We start from the raw sequence: 15,536 nt of genomic DNA, 5'->3' as shown, positions 1-15,536 counted from the left end.
CATGAATCAAATGTCACAGACTAAAGGCAGCTTCTTCTCATTGTTTAACCTGCCGCCGACCCGGTTTAAGGAAGAGGCGTTAACCAAACTGGGTGAGGTGATCACACAAGTCAGGATAGACGGTCCCAGCCCGGTTGATGCCGGTTATGTTTATTTGGGCCAGTTTATCACCCACGATGCCACCCGGATGAAGCGGGGCGACAGCGATCATTTTGAACCGGGTGAAGTCCCTATCAATGAATTGCAGCAATTGAGAACACCGTCGCTGGAATTGGACAGCGTTTACGGCGAAGGCTTTGACGATCCTGACGTTGCCGTCGATAAGCAAACCGGCAAAATGCGCCTTGGGCCCACCTATGATGCCGACGGCAGGCTAAGGGCAGAAAACGACCTGCCCAGAGGAGAGGGTTTGCTCGCCCAAACCAAGGATAACCGTAATGATGAAAACCTGATCATTGCCCAGCTGCACGTACAATTCTTAAAGCTGCACAATTTCTTCGTTGATAAAATAGTGGCCAAAAGAAAGCAAAGACCGGACGCCAAAGCACTATATGAACAAGCCCGGAAACTGTGCATCCTGCATTACCAGCAGGTGGTGTTATATGATTTTTTATATGAAATGATCGATGAAAGGGTCTGGAAATACATTGTCAGAGATAAAAAAAGGAACCTGTGGAACACCACTTACGCCGAAGAAGCCCGTATGCCGCTGGAATTCTCAGCCGCGGCTTTCCGGTTCGGCCATTCCATGGTCAGGGGCGACTATACGGTTAACGAGACTATCGGCAATGTCGACCTGAAAACCTTGTTTATTATGACCGGCAAAGGCGGCATGAACGGACATGCGGGTCTGCCGGCTGATTATGTTATCGACTGGAAGCTCTACTTTAGCCAGCTTCCCAGGGAAGACCCTAAACCTGTGGGTTTTAACCTTGCCGAAAAAATTAACCTCTCCCTTTCTTTTATTCCGCCTTTTCGAAAGGGCAGAATGAAAATCCCCCTGTTGAACTTGTTGCGCGGCAATGAGTTGTCTTTGCCCGATACCCAGACGCTAATGGCTTTTATAAAAAAAGAGCACCCCAAGCTGACGAAAGCCCTCAAATTGAAATTACTCACTAAAAATGAATTAAACCCCAAAGTAGAGATAGTGATTGACGGAAAAACCAAAAAGAAAAGAATTTTGGATCATGTCGGCAAGAAATATGGCTTTGATGAAAAAACTCCCCTCTGGTATTACATTCTGGCGGAGGCACAAAGCCAAACCAAAGAGCGCAGCAGCGGGCATAAGTTAGGCACACTGGGCAGCTTGATTGTTGCCGAAGTCATCTATTCGCTGATCTTACTAAGCCAACCGTCAATTTTTGATAAACCTGCCAGGAAGACAGACTATATCCCCACAAAAACAGGCAACAATGCAGGAGAAACACACTTTAAATTTATTGATTTACTGTCAGCCATCGACCCTGAACTGGCAACCCCCTAACACCGACAGCAGTTACCAATACCGAACTTTACTTATGTAATAGAGGAATAAACTGATGAATCAAGCAAAACAAGTAATGAGCAAACGGGAAATCAAAGGCTCTCCCCTACCGGATTTCCCTCCGCCTGTTGCCACCCCACAAGAAGTGATCGAGCGCTTTACCGATACGGTATGGATCACCAATGGCGAAAACACCAAAACAGAAGATCGCAGCAAAGACAGGTACTATCCCAGCAAAGGGGGAAAGTTAAAATTTTCCCTGGTCAAAAAAAGTGATGATATCTATGCCACAGTCAAAGTGTTAGAGGGTGAACCTTTTGAATCCCGAACCGCCATGGAAAGCGCCTTCTTCAGAGTGCTGGGGGATGAGCTGATCTCAAGTCCCATGATCATTCAAATCGGCGTACCCGGCCTGGCACTGAGCGAAAGATTAACCCTGAGCAAAGACGGCAAAAAAATGACCCATCATTTAACCTTTTCCGACGGTGTTCACGGCTCCTGGGTTTGTGAAAAATAACAATAAAGGAGAAGGTTGCTGACAACTGATTATGGCTAGCTATTATCCCGGCATGCTTTATTGGTTATTAGGGGTAGTCATAGCCTATCCTGGAGCAGGTTTTGCCTGTTCCAGCAATAGCCAGGGACAAAAGCCACTCGGAGAGTATCAAAGCCAGCTACCGGCAAATGCCCCTTTGCTGCTGCTCATTAAACAAGATGATCTTGATATTCACGTTATCCGCAAGCTCAATAACCGGGAAATCCGCAGCAACACACCTTCCGGGCGCAATGGTTATGAATTTATTTATATCAAGCCAGGTAAAAAAAAGACCGGCGTTAAGCTATGTTTTTTTAGCCGGTATCAAGATGCCGCAACAGGCAGCTATCACATCAGCCAGGTCAAAAACGCAAACAGCGACCTCATCCATGCCATAGAGCTTATGGATAAAGCCGCCCGCGCCTGGTCGGAAGACACCGAACTCTCCAGATTACTGGCATCCGCCTACTTTGATCAGGTGGCCAAGCTCGACATCACAAAGTTTGACTTATCCAACCATGCGCGCCTTTATAGCCTCAATGCCAAAATCGTCAATTACCAATACAACAGCGCCCTGGCCTTAGCAAAAGCACTATCGGCCAAAGTGCCGGCAAAAAGTTTCCTGGGCTACTCCGCTCTCTGGGGAAAAGGTAAAGTCCTGATCAGGCAAAATAAACAAAAAGCAGCCATAACCCCCCTCAGCGATGCCGTCACCATAGCAGAATCGCTTCTGGTTCAGGAACAATCCGCCTCAGCAAAAGATATCGCCGACCTGAAGAACTGGCTCGCCGAAGCTTATTTGATGGACGGACAAATCAAGAACGGCGAAACCCTGCTAAACGAAGCCCAGATATTGGCAGGCAATGATGCACAACTTTTAGGCGCCATTTATAACAATTTGGGTTACGTTTACCTGCTGGCAAGCAAACTCACCTCCGGACGAGTAAGGGCGCAATACATCAACACCTCCATTAACGAGCATAAACTGGCCCGTAATTATGCAAAAAATGCCGGTGACTGGTTGGAGTTAATTTATATTGAAAACAATATGGGCACTCTATACCAACGCATCGGCAGTTTACGAAAAGCCCGGGAGCATTACTGGCAAGCTTTGGATTTAATCGCCCGCAAAGGCACTCCCTTCAGGCTGCAGGTCATATACACCAATCTGGGCAGGATTTATCAACACTTGGGGGACTACCAGAAATCTGAAAGTTTTCTAAAGAAGGCGTTAGAGATTGCAGGACAAGGCCAGTCATCACGATTTCGTTTATCGCAATTGCAATGTAGTTTAGGAAATAGCCAGCGGCTGATGGGCAGGCCACAAACGGCTTTAATTAATCACAATCTATGTATCCGTAGTGCTATCGAGGAAAATAACCGGGAACTATTGCTAACAGCACAATATGAACTTGCTGAAGACTATATCCATTTAGGCAGAATCAGGGATGCCAGAAAAACCACAGAGTCAATCATAGAGAAGTTAGCGCCGGATATTGGCCAGGACAGCGGCTTATACTCTCTGGTACTCAACCAATATGCCAAACTTAATTATCGGGAGGGTAAACTCGATAAGGCACTGGCGAATATTAAAACGGCACTAAAGTATTCTCTGTCTTCACGAAATCCAAGCCTGCATATAAAAATACTCAATGAAACCATGCAGATATACAAAGCCCTCGGTAATCCCACAGAGGCGTTAGCATACGGACAAAAAGCCCTGAAAGAAGTAGAGCAACTTCATCAACATCTGGAGGCGGAGCGTCTGGGGCCGGCCTGGAGCAAAATCACCCATGGCATATTTCTGAATGTCGCCGAAATTTTTCTTAATCAATACCTAAAAAACAACGATAGCGTACAGCTATATCAAGTGCTTAATGTGTTAGAGAGATCCCGTGCGATAACCTTAAGACAAGAATTTGCTCTTTCTGATGAGCAGGGGCAAAAAAATAAAGCGACAGATCATTTAATCACACTGAGTGAGCTCGCCGACAGCCATGCCAATCACAGCTCGAATAGCAGTTATACCCCTTTGCCCCTTAGCTTTTATCATGAACATGAATTATTAAACTTTGCCCGGTTAAACGATAAAAAGAATGCCCCTATCCCGCCGGTACTCAAATATAAACAAATACAGGAAAAGCTGAGAAAGCAACAAACGGTACTTTATTATCTCACCTTAAAAAAGGCCGTATATGCGCTCACCATGACCAAATCAAATATTGCCTTACACCACCTCGGCGCCCCCGAGAATTTAAATAAATTAATTCAGCAAGCAAGAAGTCAGCTGGCAGATCTCAATTCATCCCCCTATCAAACACTGCATTCATTATCGGAATTATTACTGGCGCCACTATCTATTCCGGATGACACTCAAGATCTTATCCTGGTGCTGCATCGTAATCTGCATGCTCTTCCTTTTTCTGCCCTGCCTGTTATCAGTGCTTTACCGGCTTATAAACCCTTAAGCTCAAAGTTTAATTTACAGGTAGTGCCCTCTATCTCCAGTTATTTTATGAGTAAGAATAATGGCAATGGCGACAGCTATGCTTTAGATCTTGCCATGTTTGCCGATCCGCAACTCTCGCCGCTAGTGAAGAATCAATACGAATATCCGGCAAACAAAGCCCCCTTGCAAAGCTGGTCACGTAATTTACCTCACTTACCCTGGACCGCCCGTGAAGCCGGCAACCTGGAAAAAATCTTCGCGAAAGAGCACTATCAGATTTATACAGGCGCAGCGGCCAACCGCACGAACTTGAGGAGTCCAGAAGTACGCCATGCCCGGATTTTGCATATAGCTTCACACGGCTATTTTCATTCGCTTAACCCGGATAACATAGGTTTCGCCTTATCGGCAAATGACAAACAGGGGGAGTATGAGCCGGGGTTTATTACCCTGACCGAACTCTTTAGTTTCCGCTTTAATAATGAGTTAGTGGTCATCAGCGGCTGCGATACCGGTATGGGAAAAAGCATGGACGGTGAAGGCATGCTGGGCCTGTCGCGGGGGTTTATCTCGCAGGGAGCAAAACATGTGATCTCGACATTATGGCCGGTGGCCGACAAGGCCTCCGCAAAATTCATGCAGTTATTCTATCATCGATTGAAACAGCTTGGTGAGGTTGATCAAGCCCTGCGCGCCGCACAAAATGATATGAGAACCATCCCGACTTACAATCACCCTTTTTACTGGGCAGCTTATGTCCTCAATACCGTAAGCCCTGAGCAGTCAATAAGCTTCAGCCCTAAAACTTTATAGCCGTACTCGGTGATCTTCGCGTCTGCCCGAGCCGGCCAGAACCTGAGATTTCGAAGGATAAACAAGGGATAAATTAACCTCATCAGGCTTAATCACCGGCAATCCGGCCAAACACCGCAAACAAATCAGCCTAAGCCCTGCCGTGTAAAGCTGTTTTAATGGCTGAAATATCCCTTTACTGACAGAAATTCAGCCAATACACTTTATAGTGACTAGCAAACATGTCACGGAATAATTGCATTCTTAATACCTTGCCTGCTTTTGTCTGCTACCTGTTATCAAAATAATAAAACATAACACTAACCGGCAGCGACAACATCGGCCGCAATAAAGCTTGCCGCCATCAACAATAACCCGGTTTTATTGCCATACTGAGCAGACGTGTTTAACAAGGATAATCCAATATGCTAGTGTTTAATTGCACCAAGGCAGCAGCAGAATTTTTTACCACCATGCGCCAAGGCGCAAAAATATCTCCCCTGGCGCCGCCCCCGGAGAAGACCATCGCCGCAGCACTGCAGGCAAAAAGCCGGCAAGCGGCAACTGCTGTGAACCCCCTTAAAGCGGTAAAACCGGCTAATAATCAATGGCACTGGTTGGTACACGCCATCAAGGTTAAACGCAAAAATGTGCTGATATTAATGGATTATCACAGCCGCTTTGCCATGACTTTTACCGGCTTAAAAAAAGGCAATCAAATCGCCTTTTTACAAATGTTTGAACAGCATTTACATTTTCATATCCGGGAGCTGATACCGCAGGTGAGCACAGACCCCTATATTATCGATGCCAGCCTTGAACGATACTCCCATGCTCATAGCGGCAACGCCTTTTACCTGCGGGGAGACCGCAGCGTTCAAAGCCATATCAATGATGTCGGCTGGCATATTGAAATGACAGCAGATGAGATGGGCGCACTGCCCGCAGGCATAGACTTGATTGCTTTCGACTGTTATATCAACAATACCATCAGAAACCAAAAAGGAAAAAAAGGCTATTTTGTGCCATTGCAGACCTTTTTACATCAATGGCTGTGCCAATATAGCGAAGTCAGTCAAACGCAGGCGGATGCACTCATCAAGGAATTGCAGGAAAAGGAAAAGGCCCGTTACCAGGCCATGCATAACAGCATGTTTGATGTGGTTGCAGACCCCATTGAAACCGAGCATATCAATAGCGAAGTTGAGGCCATTTTGATGAGCCGGATTAACGGCAAACCGGCTGCTGAAAACAAAAACAATGTTATCCGCGTGGATTTTTCCAAAAACAAACATTAACAGCTGTTGCACCGCTCAGGTTGCAGCAGCGCCTCCCTTGCACTATCAAGCCCGGGTGCTAACCTCCGGGCATCTCTCTCATAACCCTAAGAAAACGAAAAATTTTTCCTGTCTAATTATTTTACAGCCAACCACGACAGGTCAGACCACACACAGTTAAACAACTGTTTTATAAGCAATTTAAAAAACGGGCACAGCTGTTGCTAACACAGCGACAACAATCAAGTAACAACTTGTTTATTAAAAAATAATAACACCATTATATTAAGGATTTACTAATGCGTTTTAAGTCTCTGTTATGCTCTGCCCTGGTCTTTGCTTCTTCTTCGGTACTGGCTACCCCTATCGTATCCGGCTTAGGCGGTAGCGCCGGTTTCGGTGAAAATGTCCTGCCGGCAAATGATGACGGCTCTTCGGGTTTAATTGATATTACTCCGGCCCTGTCCGGCGGACTGGACTTTTTCGGTACCAACTACAGCAGCCTTTACGTCAACAATAACGGCAATGTCACCTTTGCCGAGCGTCTCGGGACTTTCACGCCATATGCGTTAACCGGCGCAACCGACAACCCGATCATCGCTCCTTTCTTTGCCGATGTTGACACCCGCGCCGGCGCCACAACGGCCTCACCCGGCGGCAATTCTACCGGCAGCAACCTGGTATACTGGGATCTGGATGATGTGAATAATATTTTCACCGTCACCTGGGATGATGTCGGTTATTTTTCTCAACACAATGAGCTGGTAAACAGCTTCCAGCTGGCATTGATCGATAAAGGCAATGGCGACTTTAATATTGAGTTCCGCTACGAAACCATCAACTGGACCACAGGTGATTCCAGTGGCGGCAGCAACGGTGTTGGCGGCACGGTAGCCCGTGCAGGCTGGAACTCTGGCAATGGTACAGACTTTAGTGAAATCAACCACTCAGGCAACCAGGACGGTATGCTGAATATGCCGTCCAACTCCAATGTCGGCGTGGACGGTTTATACGTGTATGAAGTACGCAACGGTATTGTCAGTGAAGTACCTGAGCCTTCTACTTTAGCTATTTTCGGTTTAGCCCTGTGCGGCTTGCTGGGACGCCGTAAATTTCAAGGTTAATTATTTGAAGCGATAATACTCGCCACAAGTTTCCAGGGTCCGGTTATGCCCCCACACTTTCTTTAACCGGACCATTCCTCTCCTGCCCCCATCACTGCTTACCTCAAGCAAGATAAAACTTTCTTACTGTTGCCGCCACCGTCTTTATGATGAAGAAACAGGAAAAGTCACTCAACGCGTGCTAACGTTTAACAACACACAGACCACTGACGTTATCCCCATGCCGAAAGCTTTTTCTGTTTTGTCCTGGAATATCGAACACCTTAAAGGCAAACGTCCCGATCGCCTCTTTCGCATCGTCAACACCATCAAGTTTGAAAATCCCGACATCTTTGCCTTATACGAAGTCGAAGGAAAAACCGTGTACCACAGCCTGTTAACCGAGCTGCCGGGTTATTCCTTCCATATCACAGAAGGGCCGCAAACCCAGGAAATCTTAGTGGCGGTGAAACATAAATTTACCGCCTTTTTCAGCCAGCGGGTTGAATTCAAATCCGCTTACAGCTACCTCAGGCCCGGTGCCATGCTGTCGGTCAGGGTAGAAGGACAGGACTATAGTTTGATGTTCCTGCACCTGAAAAGCCAGAGTACGCCAATCGGTTTAGGGATCCGGGACGTACAATTTGCCAGTATCTATAAGTTAAAAAGAAAACTGGATAAGGTGGCGGTAGGTAATCAAAAAGCGAATTTTATTGTCCTGGGGGATTTTAATACCATGGGCATGAACTACAGCGGCAAGAAACACGATATACCCGCCACTGCCGAGTTGGGAAGGTTGGATCAATATCTGCACCGTAAATCCGTCGGCATGCGCCGTTTATCGAAAACCTGCCCCAATACCTGGTCTAACGGTTCCAACAGCCGCTACCCGGCAGCAGATTTAGATCAGGTGCTCCTCTCCAAGCATTTAAAAACCCGGCTCTGGCATAACAAATTGCCGGTTAATGAAGGCGATCTCAGCTTTAAAAGCGGCCAGTCTGAAGTAGATATACGCGGCTGGGTCGATCAGGCAAGTATTGAAGAGCAGGACAAGTGGATTGAAGGTTATTCAGATCATTGCTATTTATATTTTGAGATTACCAAGACTAAGCCCTAACAAAGCGGCAAGCAATAATCCGCACCTTGAAAGATCAGCCTGAAAAGAAAATGATTAAAAAGTTCTGAACTGGTAGCGAGATTTGGCCCTATCGGCTACCAGTTCTCATCTGTCACTCTTGGCTTTTAAACACAGCCCTTGTGCGATTTAGCTCAGTGGATTATAACCACATTCGCCCAACACTGTGGTTGTGCCACCGCCAATAATAGGTGGCGTTGTGATGACGGGCGGTAAATTACTGCTCGCATCAAAAGTTAGCCCGCCGGTTACCTGCTCAATGTTTTCTTTTTTTAATGAAAATGGATGCATTATTTTTCCTTATTACTTTTAGTTGATAGCAGGAACGTGCCCCGCAGTTAATGTTTACCCCGGTTCGGCACGCCCTGATTGTGATTTATGCTGTGCTTTCTTTTTCCCGCCAGAAAAAGTTAGCGAGCTTATGAGATAACAAAATCGCGTGGATCGTAACCGCCTTCCGGGATCGCCATAGTGATCGGCCCGCCGTCTTCTTTTAAGTATTCAGAAAGACCAGGAATAGAGAGACCACCGGTTACGGCTTGAGTACTTTCTTTTTTCAATGAAAATGGATGCATAATGTTTCCTTATTACGTTATTAATTAATTGCTTTAAAAACTTGTTCTGTAAAGTATTTCCCGCCAGAAACGCTTTATTTACATGACTTCAGGACGAGGATCATAACCGTCTTCCGGGATCGACAGGGTGATCGGATCACCGCTTTCTTTTGTACTATGGGTAACATTCATGTCAGGTTTACCACCGGTTACTGCTTGAATGTGTTCTTTTTTTAATGAAAATGGATGCATAATTTTTCCTAATGAATGGATTAATTTCCTAAAGATGCTCTGGTATGGCTATTCATTAACCACCCCATTAGCCAAACAAGGTTACTGCCTGCCAATCTCGGGAAACGGAATAAATGGGCTATCTCCGCCTTCATTGATGCCCCAGGTGATAGGACCGTCAAATACGTTTGTCGAATTGCTGACTCCACCACTAACAGCTCTAACATTTATTTTTTCTAATGAAAATGGATGCATTTTTTTTCCTCTTTGTTGTTAATTAAAGTTAATTTTTTTGATTTTTAAGCGCAGTACTTTTCCCGCCAGAAAAAATACAGCTTTTCCTTATTACAAGTTACGATGAATGCATTGTCGGCAATTACCACCGAAACACATTAACAACCGATCCCTCGCTATTTTTCCATAAAATCAATCAAGTGATCGCTGATAGCAATACCTGATTTTTTTTCGAACCCTATGAACATAGGTGAAGGATTCGCTTCCAGAAAATAATAATTGCCCTGACTATCACGACGCCAATCAATGGCGGTCCAGTTCAAATACAGACACCGGGCAATTTTTAACGCCTGCTCGGCAATAGCTGGCGGCGTATCTATCACGATAAGCTCGACATCTTCATCTTCCCTAAAGTCGGCGCTGTCACTGCGCAACTCAGCAGAGAACACTTTGTCGCCGATAACATAAGTACGAATGTTAGTGCCAGGAATAAACTCTTGTACGGTAATAGGTGACTTTGTTAACGCTTCCCTTACCCGGGTAGACTCTAAATGCGCATCCGTTAACATTTCGGTATGGGCGCCGCCAAAAACCGGTTTAAAAATGCTTTTGCCAAAAGCACTATAACAACGACGGATCTCATCTAAATCATTGCCCACATAGGTTTGTGGAATGTTTACCCCTAAATTTTTCACCTTGAATAATTGCAGGGGTTTTTCTTTGTGATGCTGATACGCCTGCCAGCCGTTTACCCAGGTGGTTTGATTATTTAAATCAAACCAGGTGCGCAAACATGCCATGCTGTCCCGTGCCGAAATATCATCTATGGTGGTAAAGTTTTTCTTGGTTGATTCATCCGTTACTCCACAAAAATTCCGCCAGTAAACAGATTTAATTTCGTCAAAGTTCAAACGGCTACCATCATTGAGAATGAGATACCCTTCACCATTATTTGGCGAAAAGGTAAACTGTACCGCTTTAGGAAAATCATGTGTCTCAAAAAGATGAGCAGAAAGGCCGCGTTGGGCAAACTTTTCCATCATATATTGACTGTGGGGGTCCTGATGATGACCCATAATAATATGGTGCATTACTCTAATACCTTGCTAACAAATTAATAAACTGAATCTAAATCAAAAGAGTTGCCATCGCCGTGGCAGGTATTATGGATTGTGCAATGCAATAACATCTCACCGCAGTCGTCATTTACTGCATCAATGAAATCCATAGAAATCTCTTTTTTAAGAAAGCCTGTTAAGACTTCATCTGAATAATTATTTTTTGCCATGTTTACCTCAGCTATTACTTGTCTATGAATAGTAAACACAGGCTCAAATGGGTATTTACTATTTCTACTGCATTTTCTTGTTAATGTTTATGTGCTTCTTTATTCAATGTGAATGCTCAGCCTTGTTTCAACGAGGCTCATCTTCTCCTGAAAGAAATAAAAAAGCAAACCATCAAAAACCAACAAATAACCAAATAAAAACAATAACTTAATGTGAAACATTATCAACAAATAATAGCTTCATTGGCTTTAATATGAATTAATAACACTAAAGTAAAACGCAAAAATCAGGCTATTTCACCCCTGGAGAATAAAGCAGAAAGCAACAACAAGGTATGAATAAAAATGGCCCCTAAATTGGCCTTACTAACGGCCAATCGGGTGAAAGTGCAAATAAGTTATTAAACTATGCCCATTCACTTTGTCATGCAGAACAACATTGCTAGCCAGAACCAGGTTTACCAGACACAGACAAGCTCAGAAAAATATGGGATATTTTCCTCTGTTGCCTTCAAAGAATTGAGGTTTTCTGCCACTGTTATTTCGCCAGATGTTCACTTAAGATATTTAAACTGCCTCGTCTGCCTGAATAACGCTTCGTTAGAGCAGAGATCCCCGCAGCCGTGATAGAGCGCCGTAAGCTGGTCACGACTCTTGAGCATCCTGTTAGCCATGTTTTTTCGGTTTAGGGCAATGCCATATTGCTTAAATAGGCTTTCTTTACGGTATAACGGCAAGCGATAATGATTAAACCGAACAAGCTGGCCATGACAATATTTTTGGCTACCAGACCAAGATGCAGCGGCACTTATTTAATTTTGACCGCGGGGCTGATTATTGCTTTGCGTTTTGCGGAAAATAAAAGGTTACGGTTAAGCAGATGTTGCTTACAAAAAGCAGCAATGCTCAAGCCGTTATAGGGCTGTTCATCTATCAATTTTTACCAGTGCTATGTTTCATGGTGAGCTCCGTTAATGAATAACGAAGCTAAGTTGCCTGTGGTTATTTTTAAATGCAGGCGTACTTCCCTGGACACTCACTGATAACTCGGTGGGGAAGATTCTTTCCTTGACCTTACACCGGATAGCAAAAAAGTGGACAATCTCAATTCAGGATTGAAAACAAGCCATGAGTCTATTCATGATCTTGTTTGATAACCGAATCAAATGATAAGAAACGGTCATTTACATAAAAACCTACCATCTCATGATATTGATTTTTATATATTACTTGGAAGAACCACCGGCAGAGTTTTTTTTACTTAACGGATCCGCATCAGCTCCCGATTGGTAGTTTTTATACATCCGCAAGAATGTTGGGACCGTAAATATCGGTGTTATACATATTAGCCTTGTTTCATAGTTATCAAAACTAAATGGAAATGCCCCATTTAATAAGCTAATAACAAGCACTAACCATCCCACCAAGCAAAGAGTGCTGACTAATAACATAAAGCATACAAACATTCGGTTTGATTTTTGAAATAACATTTTGCTACCTTTTATTAATAAATTGATGACAGCGAATTTATCTCTAATATCAGCTGTTCAAGACTTAATTGACCTTTAATTAAATAAGATATGTATCATGACAGCTAATGTAGCAATAACAGCAATTTCTTCTAGCGCATAAAAAGTGGCAGTAATAAACGGAAGTACACCACCATGCACACTTTTCACTTCAAATACTTTGAATTCTTTCATGATTTTTCCTTTTCCAATATCCGCTGCTGTAATGTTATCCTGTTAGTTACACATGGCAGGTGCCATTATAAAGGCTAACCTGCCATGCATATTGCCGATTTACTCGGTGAAATACTTATAAGCTTTATGCACCATAACACCTAATGTCGCTCCACCAGCGGCATATTCTAGCGCAACAACAGCTGCATAAGCGGGCAGCAAGCCACCATTAACGTCATTTGCTTCAGATACTTTTAATTCTCTCATGATTTTTCCTTTATATATATTCGGTGCTTATAAAGTCACCGGGATAAATATTACGGCTGACGGGACGCGTCAACCTGTTATAAATATTGACGATTTATGCTGTGAAATTCTTATAAGCTTTATATGCCATAACGCTTAATGTCGCTCCACCAGCTGCATACTCTAGAGCAACAACAGCAGCATAAACGGGCAGCAAACCACCATTAACATCATTTGCTTCAGATACTTTTAATTCTCTCATGACTTTTCCTTTGTAAATATCCGGCATTATTTAACCGGTTTAATTGTGTGAAGACAGATCCCCAAATATCAGGCTCTTGCCGTAACACTCTTACTTTAGCTTTATGTTGCATGACCACTAATGTCACACCGCCTGCGGCGTGCCTTAGGGTGACAACGGCAGCATAAACGGGAATTACGCTACCATTGCTATCATCCACTTCCGCTGCAATGAGCTCTCAGATAGCTATTATTGACAACGATATTATCAATTAATAAATTTCATTGGCTGCATATCTGGCAGCTTCAAATATACCGTATAAAGCCACTGCACCGCGTGCGGCATAACCAGCGGCAACCAGTGCCGGAAGAATACCGCCATCGACATTATTCACTTCATGAATTGCTAATTCTCTCATTGATAATTCTCCTAATCTTTATAAATTTCATTGGCTGCGTATCGGCCAGCCTCAAACAAGCCATATAAGGCCACGGCACCACGTGCTGCATAGATGGCTGCCGGGATAAAGGCCAGGCCGCCATCGACCGAACCAGCTTCTTGTTGAGTTAATGTTCTCATTGCTTTTCTCCTAATTTTTATAGCAAACTGTTAATAAATTTCATTGGCTGCGTACCGGCCAGCCTCAAACAAGCCGTATAAGGCCACGGCACCACGTGCCGCATAGATGGCTGCCGGGATAAAGGCTATCCCGCCATTGATCGAACCTGCTTCCTGTTGAGTTAATACTTTCATTGGTTTTTTCCTCTAAACTTACTTTAAATTATTAATTAATTTCATTTTTACTTCTGGTCATCGCTTCTACTGCGCCATAGGCAAAACCAGCACTGGCAGCAAATGTGCCAACATAGGCCGCAGCAAAATAAGCGACAAATACTACGCCACCCTGAGCTTCCTGTTTTTCAATTACCGTTAACTCTCTCATTACTCTTCTCCTCACAAATTACTTTAAGCTGTTAATTAGTATCACTATTTATTTTTTTGACATCGCTTCTACTGCGCCATAAGCAAAGCCAGCACTCGCGGCAAACGTGCCGATATACGCCGCAGCAAAATAAGCGACAAATACTACGCCCCCCTGGGCTTCCTGTTTTTCAATTACCGTTAATTCTCTCATTGGTTTTCTCCTCAGAAATCACTTTAAATGGTTAATTAATATCACTCTTTATTTTTGGCCATCGCTTCTACTGCGCCATAGGCAAAACCAGCGCTGGCAGCAAATGTGCCTACATAGGCCGCAGCAAAATAAGCGACAAAAACTACGCCACCCTGGGCTTCCTGTTTTTCAATTACCGTTAATTCTCTCATTGGTTTTCTCCTCAGAAATTACTTTAAATGGTTAATTAATATCACTCTTTATTTTTGGCCATCGCTTCTACTGCGCCATAAGCAAAGCCAGCACTCGCGGCAAACGTGCCAACATACGCCGCAGCAAAATAAGCGACAAAAACTACGCCACCCTGGGCTTGTTGTTTTTCAATTACCGTTAATTCTCTCATTGGTTTTCTCCTCAGAAATTACTTTAAATGGTTAATTAATATCACTCTTTACTTCTGGCCATCGCTTCTACTGCGCCATAAGCAAAACCAGCACTCGCGGCAAACGTGCCAACATACGCCGCAGCAAAATAAGCGACAAAAACTACGCCACCTTGAGCTTGTTGTTTTTCACTAAGTGTTAACTCTCTCATTACCTTTCCTTTTCAATGCCGGATGCTTGCTAAGAGCACCGGGTTAATTATGTAGTTGACGATGTCACCATACGAGCCAAGCTATTTTTTTCTTTTTAATTTAAAGACTTAAGATAGACAAACTTATAACCACCGGTAACCCGGCTCAAAGACAAGAAAATCAATACTGATTTCACGCCCAGTGACAAACAGTTATTCAGTTGTTAACCTGAGATGAGTCATGAAAAGTCATCCCGCACAGCCTTATTACATATTTTGATATCTTGGTTATTCCTCTCTCAGGGAAATAACCGGATATTGATCAGCTCCGCCAAGAGGATCAATATTTGTCGTTTTCTGCCCGTATCTATACGACCAGCATCCTTCCCTAGAACTTAAACTTTGAATAAAAAAGGGTTTTCTTGCATCATGCGTTGATACTCCAAGTAGTCGCCGCCGGTATAGGCCAAACCACCCGTTACTGTTTTTAAGTGTTTTGAATGTAAATTTTTCATGATATCTCTCTTTTTTTCTCTGCTAAAAGTGAGATGAAGGAATTGACTTTCATCTCGCACAAACCTTATTACATGTTTTGATAG

General features: G+C 43.8%; 24 protein-coding genes. 6 read left to right on the top strand and 18 right to left on the bottom strand.

The window, feature by feature from the left end; genetic code table 11:
- Position 1: 1 nt before the first annotated feature.
- From SG35_RS00480 to SG35_RS00455, 6 genes are all read left to right on the top strand, one after another.
- A complete protein-coding gene (locus SG35_RS00480) occupies positions 2-1,483 on the top strand; it encodes a peroxidase family protein (protein WP_044835238.1) in 1,482 nt (493 codons plus the stop codon).
- A gap of 55 nt (positions 1,484-1,538) precedes the next feature.
- Entirely contained in the window at positions 1,539-2,000 is a 462-nt protein-coding gene (locus SG35_RS00475; RefSeq protein ID WP_044835237.1) for a hypothetical protein, read from the top strand.
- A 31-nt stretch (positions 2,001-2,031) separates the two neighbouring features.
- On the top strand, positions 2,032-5,280 hold the full coding sequence (locus SG35_RS00470) for a CHAT domain-containing protein (RefSeq protein WP_044835236.1): 3,249 nt from the start codon (positions 2,032-2,034) through the stop codon (positions 5,278-5,280).
- A gap of 404 nt (positions 5,281-5,684) precedes the next feature.
- Positions 5,685-6,557, top strand: a complete 873-nt coding sequence (locus SG35_RS00465) for a DUF6933 domain-containing protein (RefSeq protein WP_053043347.1) — start codon at positions 5,685-5,687, stop codon at positions 6,555-6,557.
- A 278-nt stretch (positions 6,558-6,835) separates the two neighbouring features.
- Positions 6,836-7,660 (top strand): nidogen-like domain-containing protein, encoded by an 825-nt coding sequence (locus SG35_RS00460; RefSeq protein WP_044835235.1) that lies wholly within the window; start codon positions 6,836-6,838, stop codon positions 7,658-7,660.
- Positions 7,661-7,880: 220 nt separating this feature from the next.
- A complete protein-coding gene (locus tag SG35_RS00455) occupies positions 7,881-8,756 on the top strand; it encodes an endonuclease/exonuclease/phosphatase family protein (RefSeq protein ID WP_044835234.1) in 876 nt (291 codons plus the stop codon).
- Between the two features lie 147 nt (positions 8,757-8,903).
- Here SG35_RS00455 and SG35_RS00450 read toward each other — a convergent pair whose 3' ends face one another.
- The 18 genes from SG35_RS00450 to SG35_RS00365 all read right to left on the bottom strand — a co-directional run bounded on the left by SG35_RS00450 (position 8,904) and on the right by SG35_RS00365 (position 14,958).
- On the bottom strand, positions 8,904-9,065 hold the full coding sequence (locus SG35_RS00450; RefSeq protein WP_160298373.1) for a hypothetical protein: 162 nt from the start codon (positions 9,063-9,065) through the stop codon (positions 8,904-8,906).
- 128 nt (positions 9,066-9,193) lie between these two features.
- Positions 9,194-9,349, bottom strand: coding sequence for a hypothetical protein (locus tag SG35_RS00445; RefSeq protein WP_160298372.1), 156 nt, complete (start codon positions 9,347-9,349; stop codon positions 9,194-9,196).
- A 78-nt stretch (positions 9,350-9,427) separates the two neighbouring features.
- Positions 9,428-9,580 (bottom strand): hypothetical protein, encoded by a 153-nt coding sequence (locus SG35_RS00440; protein WP_160298371.1) that lies wholly within the window; start codon positions 9,578-9,580, stop codon positions 9,428-9,430.
- Between the two features lie 81 nt (positions 9,581-9,661).
- Positions 9,662-9,814 carry a hypothetical protein gene (locus tag SG35_RS00435; RefSeq protein WP_160298370.1) on the bottom strand — a complete coding sequence of 51 codons (153 nt, stop codon included), beginning with the start codon at positions 9,812-9,814 and terminating at the stop codon, positions 9,662-9,664.
- Between the two features lie 155 nt (positions 9,815-9,969).
- On the bottom strand, positions 9,970-10,884 hold the full coding sequence (locus tag SG35_RS00430) for an ATP-grasp domain-containing protein (protein ID WP_044835233.1): 915 nt from the start codon (positions 10,882-10,884) through the stop codon (positions 9,970-9,972).
- Positions 10,885-10,907: 23 nt separating this feature from the next.
- Positions 10,908-11,081: a hypothetical protein gene (locus SG35_RS00425; RefSeq protein WP_160298369.1), complete on the bottom strand. Its 174-nt coding sequence runs from the start codon at positions 11,079-11,081 to the stop codon at positions 10,908-10,910.
- 1,226 nt (positions 11,082-12,307) lie between these two features.
- Complete coding sequence (locus SG35_RS00420; RefSeq protein WP_152646780.1) at positions 12,308-12,571, bottom strand: hypothetical protein; 264 nt, start codon at positions 12,569-12,571, stop codon at positions 12,308-12,310.
- Between the two features lie 75 nt (positions 12,572-12,646).
- Positions 12,647-12,784, bottom strand: coding sequence for a hypothetical protein (locus tag SG35_RS00415; protein ID WP_160298367.1), 138 nt, complete (start codon positions 12,782-12,784; stop codon positions 12,647-12,649).
- 99 nt (positions 12,785-12,883) lie between these two features.
- The gene (locus SG35_RS00410) at positions 12,884-13,030 is read right to left on the bottom strand and encodes a hypothetical protein (RefSeq protein WP_160298366.1); all 147 of its coding nucleotides are present in this window, start codon (positions 13,028-13,030) and stop codon (positions 12,884-12,886) included.
- A gap of 94 nt (positions 13,031-13,124) precedes the next feature.
- Positions 13,125-13,271, bottom strand: a complete 147-nt coding sequence (locus SG35_RS00405; protein WP_160298365.1) for a hypothetical protein — start codon at positions 13,269-13,271, stop codon at positions 13,125-13,127.
- 250 nt (positions 13,272-13,521) lie between these two features.
- Entirely contained in the window at positions 13,522-13,668 is a 147-nt protein-coding gene (locus tag SG35_RS00400; protein WP_160298364.1) for a hypothetical protein, read from the bottom strand.
- 11 nt (positions 13,669-13,679) lie between these two features.
- Positions 13,680-13,829 carry a hypothetical protein gene (locus SG35_RS00395; protein ID WP_160298363.1) on the bottom strand — a complete coding sequence of 50 codons (150 nt, stop codon included), beginning with the start codon at positions 13,827-13,829 and terminating at the stop codon, positions 13,680-13,682.
- A gap of 30 nt (positions 13,830-13,859) precedes the next feature.
- Positions 13,860-14,003 (bottom strand): hypothetical protein, encoded by a 144-nt coding sequence (locus SG35_RS00390; protein ID WP_160298362.1) that lies wholly within the window; start codon positions 14,001-14,003, stop codon positions 13,860-13,862.
- Between the two features lie 31 nt (positions 14,004-14,034).
- Positions 14,035-14,193: a hypothetical protein gene (locus SG35_RS00385; protein ID WP_160298361.1), complete on the bottom strand. Its 159-nt coding sequence runs from the start codon at positions 14,191-14,193 to the stop codon at positions 14,035-14,037.
- 48 nt (positions 14,194-14,241) lie between these two features.
- The gene (locus SG35_RS00380; RefSeq protein ID WP_160298360.1) at positions 14,242-14,385 is read right to left on the bottom strand and encodes a hypothetical protein; all 144 of its coding nucleotides are present in this window, start codon (positions 14,383-14,385) and stop codon (positions 14,242-14,244) included.
- Positions 14,386-14,426: 41 nt separating this feature from the next.
- Positions 14,427-14,576, bottom strand: a complete 150-nt coding sequence (locus tag SG35_RS00375) for a hypothetical protein (RefSeq protein ID WP_160298359.1) — start codon at positions 14,574-14,576, stop codon at positions 14,427-14,429.
- A 41-nt stretch (positions 14,577-14,617) separates the two neighbouring features.
- A complete protein-coding gene (locus SG35_RS00370) occupies positions 14,618-14,767 on the bottom strand; it encodes a hypothetical protein (protein ID WP_160298358.1) in 150 nt (49 codons plus the stop codon).
- A gap of 41 nt (positions 14,768-14,808) precedes the next feature.
- The gene (locus tag SG35_RS00365; RefSeq protein ID WP_160298357.1) at positions 14,809-14,958 is read right to left on the bottom strand and encodes a hypothetical protein; all 150 of its coding nucleotides are present in this window, start codon (positions 14,956-14,958) and stop codon (positions 14,809-14,811) included.
- Positions 14,959-15,536: the final 578 nt, after the last annotated feature.

Origin of the sequence: Thalassomonas actiniarum, from assembly GCF_000948975.2 — a bacterium.
GTDB lineage: Bacteria > Pseudomonadota > Gammaproteobacteria > Enterobacterales > Alteromonadaceae > Thalassomonas > Thalassomonas actiniarum.
Note: the sequence above shows the minus strand (reverse complement) of the source record. Positions and strands in the feature narration are given on the sequence as shown.

Bases quoted from the DNA above. Each gene is read 5' to 3' on its own strand.
- SG35_RS00480 (WP_044835238.1), top strand. From the start codon at position 2: ATGAATCAAATGTCACAGACTAAAGGCAGCTTCTTCTCATTGTTTAAC.
- SG35_RS00475 (WP_044835237.1), top strand. From the start codon at position 1,539: ATGAATCAAGCAAAACAAGTAATGAGCAAACGGGAAATCAAAGGCTCT.
- SG35_RS00470 (WP_044835236.1), top strand. From the start codon at position 2,032: ATGGCTAGCTATTATCCCGGCATGCTTTATTGGTTATTAGGGGTAGTC.
- SG35_RS00465 (WP_053043347.1), top strand. From the start codon at position 5,685: ATGCTAGTGTTTAATTGCACCAAGGCAGCAGCAGAATTTTTTACCACC.
- SG35_RS00460 (WP_044835235.1), top strand. From the start codon at position 6,836: ATGCGTTTTAAGTCTCTGTTATGCTCTGCCCTGGTCTTTGCTTCTTCT.
- SG35_RS00455 (WP_044835234.1), top strand. From the start codon at position 7,881: ATGCCGAAAGCTTTTTCTGTTTTGTCCTGGAATATCGAACACCTTAAA.
- SG35_RS00450 (WP_160298373.1), bottom strand. From the start codon at position 9,065: ATGCATCCATTTTCATTAAAAAAAGAAAACATTGAGCAGGTAACCGGC.
- SG35_RS00445 (WP_160298372.1), bottom strand. From the start codon at position 9,349: ATGCATCCATTTTCATTGAAAAAAGAAAGTACTCAAGCCGTAACCGGT.
- SG35_RS00440 (WP_160298371.1), bottom strand. From the start codon at position 9,580: ATGCATCCATTTTCATTAAAAAAAGAACACATTCAAGCAGTAACCGGT.
- SG35_RS00435 (WP_160298370.1), bottom strand. From the start codon at position 9,814: ATGCATCCATTTTCATTAGAAAAAATAAATGTTAGAGCTGTTAGTGGT.
- SG35_RS00430 (WP_044835233.1), bottom strand. From the start codon at position 10,884: ATGCACCATATTATTATGGGTCATCATCAGGACCCCCACAGTCAATAT.
- SG35_RS00425 (WP_160298369.1), bottom strand. From the start codon at position 11,081: ATGGCAAAAAATAATTATTCAGATGAAGTCTTAACAGGCTTTCTTAAA.
- SG35_RS00420 (WP_152646780.1), bottom strand. From the start codon at position 12,571: ATGTTATTTCAAAAATCAAACCGAATGTTTGTATGCTTTATGTTATTA.
- SG35_RS00415 (WP_160298367.1), bottom strand. From the start codon at position 12,784: ATGAAAGAATTCAAAGTATTTGAAGTGAAAAGTGTGCATGGTGGTGTA.
- SG35_RS00410 (WP_160298366.1), bottom strand. From the start codon at position 13,030: ATGAGAGAATTAAAAGTATCTGAAGCAAATGACGTTAATGGTGGCTTG.
- SG35_RS00405 (WP_160298365.1), bottom strand. From the start codon at position 13,271: ATGAGAGAATTAAAAGTATCTGAAGCAAATGATGTTAATGGTGGTTTG.
- SG35_RS00400 (WP_160298364.1), bottom strand. From the start codon at position 13,668: ATGAGAGAATTAGCAATTCATGAAGTGAATAATGTCGATGGCGGTATT.
- SG35_RS00395 (WP_160298363.1), bottom strand. From the start codon at position 13,829: ATGAGAACATTAACTCAACAAGAAGCTGGTTCGGTCGATGGCGGCCTG.
- SG35_RS00390 (WP_160298362.1), bottom strand. From the start codon at position 14,003: ATGAAAGTATTAACTCAACAGGAAGCAGGTTCGATCAATGGCGGGATA.
- SG35_RS00385 (WP_160298361.1), bottom strand. From the start codon at position 14,193: ATGAGAGAGTTAACGGTAATTGAAAAACAGGAAGCTCAGGGTGGCGTA.
- SG35_RS00380 (WP_160298360.1), bottom strand. From the start codon at position 14,385: ATGAGAGAATTAACGGTAATTGAAAAACAGGAAGCCCAGGGGGGCGTA.
- SG35_RS00375 (WP_160298359.1), bottom strand. From the start codon at position 14,576: ATGAGAGAATTAACGGTAATTGAAAAACAGGAAGCCCAGGGTGGCGTA.
- SG35_RS00370 (WP_160298358.1), bottom strand. From the start codon at position 14,767: ATGAGAGAATTAACGGTAATTGAAAAACAACAAGCCCAGGGTGGCGTA.
- SG35_RS00365 (WP_160298357.1), bottom strand. From the start codon at position 14,958: ATGAGAGAGTTAACACTTAGTGAAAAACAACAAGCTCAAGGTGGCGTA.